Origin of the sequence: Agarivorans sp. Toyoura001 (assembly GCF_005405585.1) — a bacterium.
Lineage (GTDB): Bacteria > Pseudomonadota > Gammaproteobacteria > Enterobacterales > Celerinatantimonadaceae > Agarivorans.
Map to the genome: position 1 here is coordinate 131,561 of NZ_BJEQ01000001.1, position 13,816 is coordinate 145,376.

Here is a 13,816-nt window from a genome sequence, read left to right on the forward strand (position 1 = left end):
TCGAAATAATTAAAGCAAAGAGTCGATGGGAGCGTATGAAAAATGGCATAAACTCTGTGGGTCAGAGCCCAATTCGGCTTCTTTAATTAACGCAACCGAAGCTAACTCGTAATCAGTTGCGCCATTACGCATATCTAATCGAAGAATCTCATCTACCTGGGCAATATCAAAATCACCTCGAGTATCAGTATTATTAACCAAACAAGATACAGGAATTAGTACCGCATTCCATTCACCGTTAGTTTGTATCTCTTGCATTTTAGTTTGGTGAAAAAACATATTGGCGCGATTAACATAGTCAATCACATTACCTTCGCCATCACTTGTTCCCAAATTAGTTTGCATTGAAAATAGGTTGAACTGGCCAACAATGTCGTTCCAATCTACCGTGTTATCCACGTAAGTTGCTAATCCAACTTTCATCAGTAACACAAAGGCACCTGATGATTCAAACTCACTCAAATCCATAGATTTGTTTGCAACTAGCTTTAGGTAAGCTTCTGATTCAGATGCAGTTGTAGAAATAGCTAACGACTCAATCAGATCCCCTTCAACCTCTACAGTGCTGCCCGTTTCAACTGTGATACCAGAATCACTGTAACGTTGGTTCATTGTATACTCATGATCGGAAAACCCATCAGCGCTTCCAACCAATAAACGTAAACCTGGGTAAACCTCGCTTCCCTCAAGTAAAATATTGATATCTTTCAAAGGTTCAGGAGTAATTAATGGCGTAGAAGGCGAATCACCGCCAGCACTACCACCGTCACTACCTCCACCACAACCACTCAATAATAAGGCGATACATGAAATTCCCGATACCAATAACTTGTACTTCAAAATAGATCCCTCTATAAATTTCGTTAAAATAAATTCACGGTCGGGTTATAACCTAAGCCATATTAGAATGAAACAATAAATATCAAACATCTAAAATAAAAGCATAAATATTAATAGTTATGACAGATAAATTAATAAAAGAAAAAGAGCAGCCCTTAGGCTGCTCAAATAGGTGTTACATAGCGTTTTTATTATTAGTGTCTAAGTAGTAAACCTTAGCTAAATTGCTCTTCTTCGGTAGAACCCGTTAACGCGGTTACTGAAGATTGACCACCTTGAATCACGTTGGTTACTTGGTCAAAGTAGCCCGTACCCACTTCTTGTTGGTGCGCTACGAAGGTGTAACCTCGGTCAGCAGCTTGGAACTCTTTCTCTTGAACCATGTTCACGTAGTGCTTCATGCCCTCGCCCTGCGCGTAGTTATGCGCTAAGTCGAACATGTTGTACCACATGTTATGAATACCAGCTAAAGTAATGAACTGGTATTTATAGCCCATGTCGCTAAGCTCTTGCTGGAACTTAGCAATGGTTTCATCATCTAGATTCTTACGCCAGTTAAACGATGGTGAACAGTTGTAAGCCAACAGTTGCTCAGGGTGTTTAGCATGAATAGCTTCGGCAAATTTGCGAGCTTCTTCTAAACACGGCGTCGCTGTTTCACACCAAATCAAATCTGCGTATTCAGCATAAGCTAGGCCACGACTAATCGCTTGATCGATACCCGCGTTTACTTTGTAGAAACCTTCTGCTGTGCGTTCACCTTGCACAAATTCAGCGTCATAAGGGTCAACATCTGAAGTCAACAAGTCGGCCGCATTTGCGTCGGTACGGGCAATAACCAGTGTTGGTACACCTGCTACATCAGCTGCAAATCGTGCAGCGACTAGCTTCTGAACCGCTTCTTGGGTTGGAACCAATACTTTACCGCCCATGTGACCACATTTTTTCACTGACGCTAATTGATCTTCAAAGTGAACACCTGCCGCACCTGCTTTGATCATGTTTTTCATCAGTTCAAAGGCGTTTAGTACGCCGCCAAAACCTGCTTCAGCGTCTGCCACAATCGGCAAGAAGTAATCTAAGCCACCGTTTGCTGGCGATAGGCCGTTCGCCCACTGAATTTGGTCAGCGCGCTGGAAAGAGTTATTAATGCGCTCAACCACTTTTGGCACAGAATCAACTGGGTACAAGGATTGGTCTGGGTACATGCTTGATGCAGAATTGTTATCGGCAGCAACCTGCCAACCAGATAGGTAAATGGCTTCAATGCCCGCTTTAGCTTGCTGAACGGCTTGGCCACCGGTTAGCGCACCTAAACAGTTAACATAGCCTTTTTTGGCTTGGCCATTGACGAGAGACCATAATTTTTCTGCGCCGCGACGCGCGACTGTATTTTCTGGAATGAATGAACCGCGCAATTTAACAACTTCTTCCGCGCTATAAGGGCGCTTAACCCCTTTCCAACGAGGATTCTCTGCCCAGTCTTTTTCTAATGCTTGAATTTGCTGTTCTCTTGTTAATGTCATGTTCAATCCCTCTTAGACCCTATTCCTAGATACAATTTATTTGTACCGCATATTCACGTAGTTCTTTCTATACCCGCTATAACTGCGGATTGTTTTAGTACACACCAAGCCAACAGGGCTTGGAAAATTTAACTCAGTACTTTTACCTTTTTTTTGGTTTTATCTAAAAGTACTGAGCCAATGTGTGAGACGCCATGGTCAGCATTATTATTGCTATTGGCTGTGGTTACTGCCTCACTGTAGCTGGGTTAAATAGGCCTCAGCCTGTTTAACATGGTCGGCTAATGCGTTCAGTGTTTACCTACTGCTTATATGTCAAATGAATCACCCGTAAATTACGACCCAAAATGTAATAATCACGTAGTTGTAACTCAGGTTACGATAAGCAACAGCCTCAATGTTAAACACTAAAACTAAAGTCTCACCAGCAGATAAATTTAAAACAACCGTTTCAAAACCACCTCAAGACCCTGTTTTTTATATCATCGTAAAAAACAAAAGCAAAGCTTTATTTAAAGTAATAACTCTAAACAGGCAACATTTCAGCAACATCCCTGTTACTACAAAAGTCTAAAAAAGGAAGTTAATTACGTAACTAAATAACCTAATGACGTTATCGTAACGACTAGCGGGAGAACCAATTTACCCTTACGTAAACGTAAAGATTATTAGAAGTGAATGAAAAGAAACAAGAGAAGGCGATATTATCGATTAAAAATAGTAACTTAAGGAAAAATTAAAACAGTAGTTTAAATCTTATTTTGCAGTTTTCACTGAGAGGTTGATCGTTGACTCGACCGAAGCTAAAAGTGAGTCGTTATAAAACAAAACTCTAATCTCTGACTGTTCAGACCAGAAAAACAAAATTTTTTTTAAAAAAATATTCGGAAAAATAAAAAAGCCGACAATATGCCGGCTTTTAACTGGGTAATACCGATTAACTACAGCAGTTTTTCTACTTCATCACCAGCTAAATGGCGAATATCCTTACCTCTTACGAAGTAGATAATGTACTCAGCAATGTTTTGGCAGCGGTCGCCAACACGCTCGATCGCTCTCGCAGCAGCTAAAGCATCTAGTACCTGGGGAATAGAACGTGGATCTTCCATCATGTAAGTCATTAACTCACGAATCAAACGTTCGTATTCTTTATCTACTTTCTTATCTTCTTGGTGTACTTGCCACGCAGTTTCTACATCCATACGTGCAAACCCATCTAACACGTCGTGCAGCATTTTTGCCGTATGTTGGCCTAAATGCTCCAAACTGGTTAACGATGCTTTAAAAGGTTTGTCCATATTGCGCTCAACCATACGTGCAATGCTTTCTGCAGCATCACCAATACGTTCTAAATCTGCAATGGTTTTAATAATGGCCATGACTATACGTAAGTCACTTGCGGCAGGCTGGCGCTTCGCAATAATGCGCGTACACTCTTCGTCTATCGCCACTTCAAAAGAGTTAACTTTGCTATCGGTGGTGATAACTTTATTCACCAATTCAGCATCGGGCCGGCTTAACAAGCTAAGTGCGTCTTTTAGTTGCTGTTCAACTAATCCACCCATCGCCATAATCTGATTACGCACATGATCCAGTTCAGCATTAAACTGACCAGATATGTGTTTATTCATATTTAACTTATCCATATCTCTTCCTCAGCCACGGTATGGTTAACCGTAGCGGCCTGTAATGTAATCTTCGGTTTGTTTCTTCGCCGGTGTGGTAAACAAGGTATTGGTATCAGCGTATTCCACCATGTCGCCCATATACATAAAGGCTGTTTGGTCGGATACACGCGCCGCTTGTTGCATATTGTGAGTCACAATCACCACGGTGTAACGACTCTTGAGGTCGTTAATCAGTTCTTCAATCGTCAATGTTGAAATTGGGTCGAGAGCTGATGTAGGTTCATCCAATAATAGCACTTCTGGCTCAATAGCAATGGCGCGGGCAATAACTAAACGTTGTTGCTGACCACCTGATAAACCAAAGGCATTCTCGTGCAAACGATCTTTTACTTCTTCCCAAAGTGCTGCGCCACGTAATGAGCGCTCTACTGCTTCATCTAATACTCGGCGGTCTTTTATACCTTGCAGGCGTAAACCGTAAACTACATTCTCGTAAATTGATTTAGGGAATGGGTTTGGGCGCTGGAATACCATGCCCACATTACGTCGCAGCGCGGCAACATCTACGCTTTTGTCATAGATGTTTTGGCCATGCAGCATAATTTCGCCGCTAATTTTACAAATATCAACCAAGTCGTTCATGCGGTTAATACAACGCAACAAGGTAGATTTACCACAACCCGACGGGCCAATAAATGCGGTAACCTGCCCTTTAGGGATCTTCATCGATACGTCGAACAAGGCTTGTTTACTACCGTAGTAAAGATCGAGATTCTTTACTTCCAAAGCGGTTTGTTCTGCCGTTAAGTTAGCCAAATCTAATTTAGTATCTCGACTATTTTCTGTATTCAAAGAAATCATTTTTTTTCCTACAAATTTGCCGTTAGCTTATTGGTCTAACGTTTTAAACTTTTCACGTAAACGGTTACGGATTTGAATGGCTGCCAAGTTCAAGCCAATAATAACCGTTACCAATAAAAATGCAGTGGCATATACCAGAGGGCGTGCCGCTTCTACATTCGGGCTTTGGAAACCTACATCATAAATGTGGAAACCTAAGTGCATGAACTTACGCTCAAGGTGAATAAACGGGAAGTTACCATCTAAAGGTAAGGTTGGCGCTAGCTTCACCACACCCACTAACATTAATGGTGCTACTTCTCCTGCTGCACGAGCTACCGCTAAAATCAATCCCGTCATAATGGCTGGACTAGCCATAGGAATAACAATACGCCACAAGGTTTCTGCTTTGGTCGCACCTAACGCTAACGAACCTTGACGAACCGCACTTGGAATACGCGACAAGCCTTCTTCAGTGGAAACAATAACCACCGGTAAGGTAAGAATAGCTAAGGTTAAGGCTGCCCAAATTACCCCTGGCGAACCAAAGGTAGGTGTGGGTAAAGACTCTTGATAGAACAAGGAATCAATACTGCCTCCTAGCATGTACACAAAGAAACCTAAGCCAAATACGCCGTATACAATAGACGGCACACCCGCTAAGTTAATCACCGCGATACGAATCAAGCGAGTTAAGCTGTTATTACCCGCATATTCGTGCAAGTAAATAGCGGCAACCACACCTAAAGGCGTAACAATAACCGCCATCAGCATTACCATGAATACCGTACCAAAGATGGCCGGGAATACCCCGCCCTCGGTATTCGCTTCACGCGGTTCAGATACAATAAACTTGGTTGCTTGATGTACCCAATGGCCTACTTTATCGAACCAGTTCATCTCGTTAGGGAAGAACACATCCAATACATTGTCCATTGGAATGGTCACCAACTCGCCACGCATATCGCGAATAATAAGTTGGTCACGACGCGCATCGTCTCGGTAAGCGAACAACTGCTTCTCTAATACCAAGTAATCTTGATGAAGCTGTTCTTCTTCGGCCTCAATACCCGCTAGGCGCTCAGCGGTTAACTCTTCAGCCATTTCATATTTACGCTGTTTAAGGCGTAAACGCTCTAGGCTGTAGTTAATGCTACCAATATCGCTGCGTTGCAACGAGTCAGCTTGTTCAATAATGTCGTTTGAACGCTCTAACAGCTCATACAGTGTTGCGTGGTCAGTATCTAAAGAAGCGTCAATGGTTTCGCCGCCTTTAACAATACCTTCAACGTAACCATAAAAGTTACCGTTGGTTCTGCGCTCTACCACCGCAATATTTTCTGGGCGTGTCTTCGACAAGATTTCGTTTTCAGTTAGCCAGCGAAAATCTAGATCAACATATTCGCGGTTACCGGTTTTTATTAGAAAACGTTCTACAAAATCACCGTCTAAGCCTTCTAAGTTAGCACCAGAGGCTTGTAAGCGCTCAATTGGCACTAACTCTGTTTCGTACAGTTCACCAATAACCGTTTGGTTTTTGCCAAACTGATGAACTTCCATTTCAAGCACTGGGCTTGGCCAGAAGTAAACTAAGCCTCGTGCGGCAATCAGTAGCAGTAATCCAATTACTGCTACTAAGCTTATGCTTACCGCACCGGCTGTCATCCAAATCCACGGGTTACCTGATTTAAACCACTTATTCATCGGTTAGTTCCCATATCCCTATTACAGCGAGCTGTATTTGTCGCGCAGACGTTGGCGCACAAATTCAGCAATGGTGTTAAATGCGAAGGTAAATACAAACAAAACAAAGGCCGCTAAGAACAGCACTCGGTAATGTGAGCTTCCCACTTCAGACTCTGGCATTTCTACCGCGATGTTAGCCGACAAAGTACGCATACCCTGGAAGATACTCCAATCCATTACCGGAGTATTACCCGTGGCCATCAGTACAATCATGGTCTCGCCAACTGCGCGACCTAGGCCCATCATTACGGCCGAGAAAATTCCTGGGCTGGCGGTAAGAATGACTACCTTAGTCAAGGTTTGCCAAGGCGTAGCGCCTAACGCTAACGAGCCATTGCTCAAGTGCTTAGGCACCGAGAAAATCGCATCTTCGGCAATTGAGAAAATAGTCGGAATAACCGCAAAACCCATGGCTAAACCCACCACCATTGAGTTACGTTGGTCAAAACTAATCCCTAACTCGTTGGTCAGGTACAAACGTGCATCGCCGTCAAACATCCATTGCTCAAGCGCAGGACTAATTTGAATACAGCCCCAACCAATAAACAGTACTACTGGGATAAGCACGATGGCGTCCCAACCGTCTGGTAATAGTTGACGCACTTTCTTCGGCATTTTTGACCAAGCAAAAGCAGTGGCTAGGAAGCCGACCGGCAGTAACACCATAATGGCGATAACACCGGGTAAGTTGTCTTCAATAAGAGGGGCTAACCATAAGCCGGCTAAGAAGCCCAAAATTACCGTAGGTAAAGCTTCCATAATTTCAACGGTAGGCTTAACCACTTTACGTAGCGGCGCAGACATAAAGTAAGCGGTGTAAATAGCACCAGCTAAGGCAATGGGTGCAGCAAATAACATCGCATAAAATGCAGCTTTAATGGTACCGAAGGAAATCGGCACTAAACTCAATTTAGGCTCAAAGTCATCACTGGCCGAGGTTGATTGCCAAACATATTGCGGTTCTGGGTAACCTTCGTACCAAATTTTGCTCCACAATGCGCGCCAAGTTACTTCTGGGTGCTCATTATCTACGTGGTAAAATTCTAGGCCCTTCTCAGATTCTGTTAATAAGCCGCTGGCACGTGGTGAGAAGGCTAAACCAAAGGCTTTAGAGTCGGTCATCTCGCGCACTAAACGCCCACCGCCAGTAGTGTGAAATAGGGTAATAGACCCATCTTCGCCACTTACTGCAAACCCTTTGCGGAAATACTCAACACCAATCTCATTAATTTTAGTGCCAGCGTTAAACTCGCGAATTTGAGTGAGTTTGCGTACGCCATCTTTAGCCACATCAAACCACTGAGTAATACTGCCATTGTCGTTTGCAACAATCAGCGAGCTAGCGCCAGTGAGTAAGGCAAGGTCTGTAACATTAGCGTCTTTACTGTTGATGAAATCAACCGAGTTTAAACGCACATCGTCAATGTTTGAAATGTTGTAGTTTGCTAGTTGGTTACCGCTGCGAATATACAAACGACGCAAGTCAGGTGTGACCAACATTTGATCAACACTTTTTGGCAGACTCGGAATTTCAGCGAGTTCAGGCAACCATTCTAAAGACTCGCTAAACATGTCTTCTTCGGCTTCTAAACGTACCAACATACCTCGGCCATCTTCGGTAATGGCGGCTACTACCGCAGACTCTTCTTCGCGCTCAAACGCCAACTGAACAATAGGCTGCCCTTGGGCATCAATGCTCAATGCTTGCTCACCCATTGGGTAGTCTAAGCTCGGCGTAATTAAGCGTTTGTCGTTGGGGTAACTAACGCCAAACTTCGGCGCAACCACGTAAGCTGTACCTTCACGAGTACCGTAGGCCACTAAACCTTGGTTTGGCACTGTGCGGTCTGCCGCAGTTATTTCTGCGTCAACTTGATAGTCTGTAAACTCACGCGGCGTATCGGTTAGGTTGAAGAAACGTAAGCGGCCATCACTGTTAAAGCGATAGGCAATTTCATTTTGTTCTTCAACACCAATGGCCACGGTAGTATGACTATCGTTTAGCGGAATGGTTTTTGACTTTTCTAAGCTAGCACCATAAAAAATAGGTGCTACCACGTACAATAAATAGAAGAAAATTAAGATCAACGCCAAAAGAACCACAATTCCGCCAGCACTTACGCTGTAGCGGGTTAGTCGGTCCTTAATTTGCCGCTGAGCACTACTATTAAATGACACTGACTGCGTCATATATCCCTCACAATTTAATAGATCTGGCGAAAGTATATGGCAGTTTTATGACAGTATTGTTACAGAGCGAAATACTAAAAAAAATGTCACAATTTTGAGGGCTTTAAGGGGCTTACTGTTCTATCATTAGCAAGCCAGTGCTACATTTGTATGTAGCTAATATTACAGTGAAATTATATTGCGTAGGTGGGTGATTTTTCTTCAAGTGCGCGGGCTTACATCTTCCTAAATCAATAAAAGCTATGCATACTTTAATCCCTCGGGAATTACGCTTAGTTTTCTGCACTTAGCGCGATAACCTACCCTACTAAGGAGCAACAAGATGAAACAACTCGTAGTCAGCGTAATTGGTAAAGACCGCCCCGGTATTGTAGACCAATTATCTTCTTTAGTAGTGCAACATAAAGGCAACTGGCTAGCCAGCAGTTTAACCGAGCTTGCCGGGCAGTTTGCCGGCATTCTGCATATAGAGGTAGACGAACAGCACTTAGCTATCCTAAGCCATGCCTTACAAGATCAAGATGGCTTATTGGTTAACATCGCAGAAGGCGATAAAAGTGGCGATGCAGAGCAAGCTCAAGTGGCTATTACCGTTACAGCCAACGATCGTGTAGGCATTGTTAAAGAAGTCACTCAAGCGCTAAATGCACTAGGTGTTAGCATCACTGAAATAAACACCCTTGTTGCCAGCGCGCCTAACTGGGGCGGCCTTATCTTTACCGCGCATCTATTAGTACCTTGCGCTAATGAAGAGCAGCTAGGTAATATTCAAGATTCTTTGGAATCACTAGCTGATGATTTGATGGTAGATTTTGACCAAGACTAGATGAGTAACTTAAGCAGTATTTTATATAGGTGACCAATGAGCGACAGTCTTTATATTGAGAAAGAGTTAAGTTGGCTTTCGTTTAACCAACGTGTTTTGCAAGAAGCCCAAGATCACTCCGTGCCTATCATCGAGCGAGTGCGCTTTTTAGGGATTTTTTCTAATAACCAAGATGAGTTTTATAAAGTACGCGTGGCAGCACTAAAACGCAGAATCATCTTAAATGAGTTAAAACAGAAAGACGACGGCTCGATCAAGTTACTTAGTGACGTACAAGCAAAACTTGCCGAGCTACAGCAAGACTTTGATGAGACCTACCGAGAAATTATTCTCACATTAGCGCGCCGTAATATCTTCCTGATTAATGAAGACCAGCTAAGTGATAATCATCAAAACTGGGTGCGTAAATACTTTAAAGACAAAGTACTTCGTCACATCACACCCATTGTTATTACTAAACGTACAGACTTGGTTCGCTTCTTAAAAGATGAGTACACCTACTTAGCGGTTGAAGTTAAAAAAGGGGACAAAGAAAGTCACTTGTTGATTGAGATCCCCACCGATACCCTACCGCGCTTTGTAGTATTGCCGCCAGATGGTTCTAAAACCCGCAAAACAATGATCATCTTAGATAATATTATCCGTTTTTGTTTGGATGATTTACTGCGTGGATTTTACGAATACGACACCATATCGGCATACTCAATTAAAATGACCCGCGATGCAGACTACGATCTCACCGATGAGGTAGACCAAGGTTTATTAGAAAAAATGTCTGGAGGCATTAAACAGCGTTTAACAGCAGAACCGGTGCGTTTTGTTTACGACAGAGAAATGCCCAACAGTATGATCAAACGCTTGAGTAAAATGCTGCACATCTCAAAACTAGACCACAGTGTAAGCGGCAGTCGTTATCATAACTTTAAAGACTTCATTGGCTTTCCAAACGTGGGCAGGAAGTACCTAGAAAACAACAAGATTCCGGCATTAAATTGCCGAGATTTTGATAGCTTTGATACCGTATTTGACGCTATCAGCGCGCGTGATATTTTGCTGTATTACCCTTACCATAAATTCCGTTATATTTCGGAGTTTGTTCGCCAAGCCTCGTTTGACCCTAAAGTCAGCAGCATCAAAATCAACATTTATCGGGTGGCCAAAAAATCTCACCTAATGAACTCGTTAATTGACGCCGCCAATAATGGCAAACGCGTCACCGTAGTGATTGAATTACGCGCTCGTTTCGATGAAGGCGCAAACATTGGTTGGGCACAAATGCTCACCGATGCCGGCGTAAAAGTAGTATTTGGCGTGCCCTCGCTAAAAGTGCACTCTAAGTTGTTGCTTGTTACACGTAAAGAAGGCGACCAAAGGGTATTTTATAGCCATATTGGTACTGGTAACTTCCATGAAAAAACCGCCAAAATTTACACAGATTTTGCGCTATTTACTAAAAACCAAGAGATTGGCCAAGAAGTAGAAAACGTATTTCGTTTTATTCAGCAGCCTTATCGACGCTTTAAGTTCCAGCACTTAATTGTTTCGCCTAACGATACTCGTCGCCGCTTGTTCAGCTTAATTGATTACGAGATAAACCAAGCCAACTTAGGCCACCCTGCAGCCATTACCATTAAGGTAAACAACTTAGTTGATAAAGGCTTAGTGACCCGTTTGTATGCAGCAAGCAAAGCTGGGGTAAAAATTCGCATGGTGATCCGCGGCATGTGTTCGTTAGTGCCAGGTTTAGAGGGGGTAAGCGACAATATCCGTATTATTAGTATTGTTGACCGCTTCTTAGAACACCCTCGAGTATTTCATTTCCACCACAGTGGAGAAGATCAGGTCTACATTGCCTCGTTCGACTGGATGACTCGAAACATTGAAGAACGAGTTGAAGTGGGTGTACCTATTTATGATGAAGAATTAAAACAGCGGGTTATCGACTTACTAGAGCTGCAGTTTGCTGATACCACCAAGGCGCGAGTATTAGATGGCAAACAACAAAACTTGTATGTGAGCCGCGGTAATCGCCGTAAAATTCGCTCGCAAATTTGGACCCATGATTACCTAAAAGCCATTGAATCTAAGCCACGCCGAGTAATAACAAGTGATGAGTAATGTAGAATAAGCAAAGCGCTAACATTAAGCCGACCCATCTTAACGTCGGCTTTTTTGTTACCGACACATCCATGTTAATACTCTTTCTTAGCCCTCCAAGCAGTGTTCAGATTTAGCTATAATCCCGCATAAATATCGACCAAATCAATATTAAATCTCAACATTGAATTACAATACAGACATAAACACCAAATAATAAAAGATATTAAGAATGCGGCTCGATGAAATAGAGTTAGGCACACTAAAAGTACTGCTTGATTTACATCAAACCCAAAACACCTATAAAACGGCTGAACGTTTACAACTCTCTCAATCAAAAGTGGTTCGCCATTTAGCCAAAGCGCGAGAGATTTTAAATGATCGCCTGCTCATACGTTCTGGCAATCGTTTAGCGCCCACCAACTATTTAGAAAAAATTGTAGAGCATATCCCTGGGCTATTACATGCTGCGCAGCAGGCCTTACAGAACGATAAACAAATTGACCCTTCACAACTAGAAGGTGAGCGAGTGATTATTTTAAATCGTCCTCTCATGTCTGTTTATGGTTCTCGTTTATACAAGGCGCTGTCAGACGCCGCTCCCAATGTTACTTGGTGCTTAGAGGAATGGGGTGAGTCAAGTACAGAGAAGTTGCTGCAAGGTAGAGCTTGCTTAGGTGTGAACTTTTTTAACCGCTTTTTACCTAAATCAATCAGTCAAAAAGTCATCGCTAAAGATGAGTTTATCTTGCTCGTCAATCCGCAGCACCCTTTAGCCACGTCTCCTCCAGAGACTTTAGACAGTATTTTCCATTGGCCTTTAATTATTTGGAATGCCAGTAACTGGAACGACTTACGTGCTCACTTCGACATGCTAGTTAATAACCTAAAAGTGGAGCCGCAAATCAGCCTAAAAACCGATAACTTTCTATTAGCGATGAATGCGTGTGAGCAAAGCGAAGGGATATTAGCGGCAAGTCGCTCAATGCTGCCAGAAAAAACCAGCTTAGTCAGCGTGTCGTTGCCGCAAAGCCTGGATGATTTTGCCGAAGGAGTCTCAGATATCGTAGTCTGCCTTCGCCAGCAAAATAAAGATAATCCACTAAACGAATGGATTATATCGATAATAAACTCCATATCTAGCTCAAGTCAGAAATCGAATTAGTTAAAGTCACTACTGGGTATTTTACAAAAAACAGCTTGTTTGTAAGATGCCGCCACTCAAACAGCTAACCCAGTAGTTACTATGACAAACCTAAACAACACGCTAATCGCATCGGCGATTTTAACCGCACTGTTCTCTCCGTTAAGCTTCGCTGAAGAAGTAGCAGCACCAACTGCTGATGAAGAGTTTCACGATGCCGACCCTCGTAACAGCAATTGGCGTGGAGGCATCGCTGCCGACCACAACGGCCAAATTAAACTCGCTGCTGGCGGTGGTAGCGGAACAGAAACAACCCAAACCACTTTATTAGGTGAGTACTACACCGAAAGTGACAACTTCCGCTTTCGTCTTGCTCACTTTGATGCGCGCTTTGGTGGCGTGTATACCGATTTATATCGCGTGACCGATCTTACTAACATGTATACCGCTGGTTACATGCTGCCGCTAAAAACTGCCGAAGGTACAATGTTCTTCCCATCTATCAACTACACTTATGTTGACTGGGATGTAGATGGTATTGGTAACAGCATTGATTCTAATTGCCGCAATTATGGTGACCTAGAAAATGGTTTATGCAAAGGCATTGCAGACTTTGGCGGCGCAAACGGAACCAACGTTGCAAAATTTTTAGGCTCAGACAACTCTCATATGAGCTCACTTAATCTCTACGTATTACAGCCTTGGAACAATACCCACTACACAGTGCTTAATGCCAATATGGGTAAGTCTTTTGATGGCGTAGAAATGAATGTGGTAAACCTAATGTGGTTACAAGGTATCCGTACTCATCTAGGTGATAACATCTTAAACATCTACTTAGAAGTGAAGTACGACGTGCTTGAAGTAGACAGTGCTTACTACAACCCGATTAGTAACAAAGGCAGTGTAAAGTCTGAGGAAACAATTGGAACGATAGGTTTCGATTTCCGTTTCTAAATATACAGTAATAAGCTGACCA

At 42.9% G+C, this 13,816-nt stretch carries 10 protein-coding genes; 4 read left to right on the forward strand and 6 right to left on the reverse strand.

Annotation, left to right across the window (positions count from 1 at the left end; translation table 11 throughout):
- Positions 1-9: 9 nt before the first annotated feature.
- The 6 genes from FFR00_RS00620 to FFR00_RS00645 all read right to left on the reverse strand — a co-directional run bounded on the left by FFR00_RS00620 (position 10) and on the right by FFR00_RS00645 (position 8,770).
- Complete coding sequence (locus FFR00_RS00620; protein WP_137671433.1) at positions 10-840, reverse strand: hypothetical protein; 831 nt, start codon at positions 838-840, stop codon at positions 10-12.
- A 215-nt stretch (positions 841-1,055) separates the two neighbouring features.
- Positions 1,056-2,366, reverse strand: coding sequence for an isocitrate lyase (gene aceA / locus FFR00_RS00625; RefSeq protein WP_137671434.1), 1,311 nt, complete (start codon positions 2,364-2,366; stop codon positions 1,056-1,058).
- A gap of 941 nt (positions 2,367-3,307) precedes the next feature.
- On the reverse strand, positions 3,308-4,012 hold the full coding sequence (gene phoU, locus FFR00_RS00630; RefSeq protein WP_137671435.1) for a phosphate signaling complex protein PhoU: 705 nt from the start codon (positions 4,010-4,012) through the stop codon (positions 3,308-3,310).
- Between the two features lie 24 nt (positions 4,013-4,036).
- Positions 4,037-4,855 carry a phosphate ABC transporter ATP-binding protein PstB gene (gene pstB / locus FFR00_RS00635; RefSeq protein ID WP_137671436.1) on the reverse strand — a complete coding sequence of 273 codons (819 nt, stop codon included), beginning with the start codon at positions 4,853-4,855 and terminating at the stop codon, positions 4,037-4,039.
- A 27-nt stretch (positions 4,856-4,882) separates the two neighbouring features.
- Positions 4,883-6,538 carry a phosphate ABC transporter permease PstA gene (gene pstA / locus FFR00_RS00640; protein ID WP_137671437.1) on the reverse strand — a complete coding sequence of 552 codons (1,656 nt, stop codon included), beginning with the start codon at positions 6,536-6,538 and terminating at the stop codon, positions 4,883-4,885.
- 21 nt (positions 6,539-6,559) lie between these two features.
- On the reverse strand, positions 6,560-8,770 hold the full coding sequence (locus tag FFR00_RS00645; RefSeq protein ID WP_161985059.1) for an ABC transporter permease subunit: 2,211 nt from the start codon (positions 8,768-8,770) through the stop codon (positions 6,560-6,562).
- A gap of 322 nt (positions 8,771-9,092) precedes the next feature.
- On the opposite strand from FFR00_RS00645, the gene FFR00_RS00650 reads away from it, so the two are divergent.
- The 4 genes from FFR00_RS00650 (at position 9,093) to FFR00_RS00665 (ending at position 13,794) form a co-directional block, all read left to right on the forward strand.
- Positions 9,093-9,596 (forward strand): glycine cleavage system protein R, encoded by a 504-nt coding sequence (locus FFR00_RS00650; protein WP_137671438.1) that lies wholly within the window; start codon positions 9,093-9,095, stop codon positions 9,594-9,596.
- Positions 9,597-9,632: 36 nt separating this feature from the next.
- On the forward strand, positions 9,633-11,714 hold the full coding sequence (gene ppk1, locus FFR00_RS00655; protein WP_137671439.1) for a polyphosphate kinase 1: 2,082 nt from the start codon (positions 9,633-9,635) through the stop codon (positions 11,712-11,714).
- A 211-nt stretch (positions 11,715-11,925) separates the two neighbouring features.
- Positions 11,926-12,858: a LysR family transcriptional regulator gene (locus FFR00_RS00660; protein ID WP_137671440.1), complete on the forward strand. Its 933-nt coding sequence runs from the start codon at positions 11,926-11,928 to the stop codon at positions 12,856-12,858.
- Between the two features lie 81 nt (positions 12,859-12,939).
- Positions 12,940-13,794 (forward strand): hypothetical protein, encoded by an 855-nt coding sequence (locus FFR00_RS00665; protein ID WP_137671441.1) that lies wholly within the window; start codon positions 12,940-12,942, stop codon positions 13,792-13,794.
- Positions 13,795-13,816: the final 22 nt, after the last annotated feature.

Coding starts and splice junctions, on each gene's coding strand:
- aceA (WP_137671434.1), bottom strand. CDS start 2,366: ATGACATTAACAAGAGAACAGCAAATTCAAGCATTAGAAAAAGACTGG.
- phoU (WP_137671435.1), bottom strand. CDS start 4,012: ATGGATAAGTTAAATATGAATAAACACATATCTGGTCAGTTTAATGCT.
- pstB (WP_137671436.1), bottom strand. CDS start 4,855: ATGATTTCTTTGAATACAGAAAATAGTCGAGATACTAAATTAGATTTG.
- pstA (WP_137671437.1), bottom strand. CDS start 6,538: ATGAATAAGTGGTTTAAATCAGGTAACCCGTGGATTTGGATGACAGCC.
- FFR00_RS00645 (WP_161985059.1), bottom strand. CDS start 8,770: ATGACGCAGTCAGTGTCATTTAATAGTAGTGCTCAGCGGCAAATTAAG.
- FFR00_RS00650 (WP_137671438.1), top strand. CDS start 9,093: ATGAAACAACTCGTAGTCAGCGTAATTGGTAAAGACCGCCCCGGTATT.
- ppk1 (WP_137671439.1), top strand. CDS start 9,633: ATGAGCGACAGTCTTTATATTGAGAAAGAGTTAAGTTGGCTTTCGTTT.
- FFR00_RS00660 (WP_137671440.1), top strand. CDS start 11,926: ATGCGGCTCGATGAAATAGAGTTAGGCACACTAAAAGTACTGCTTGAT.
- FFR00_RS00665 (WP_137671441.1), top strand. CDS start 12,940: ATGACAAACCTAAACAACACGCTAATCGCATCGGCGATTTTAACCGCA.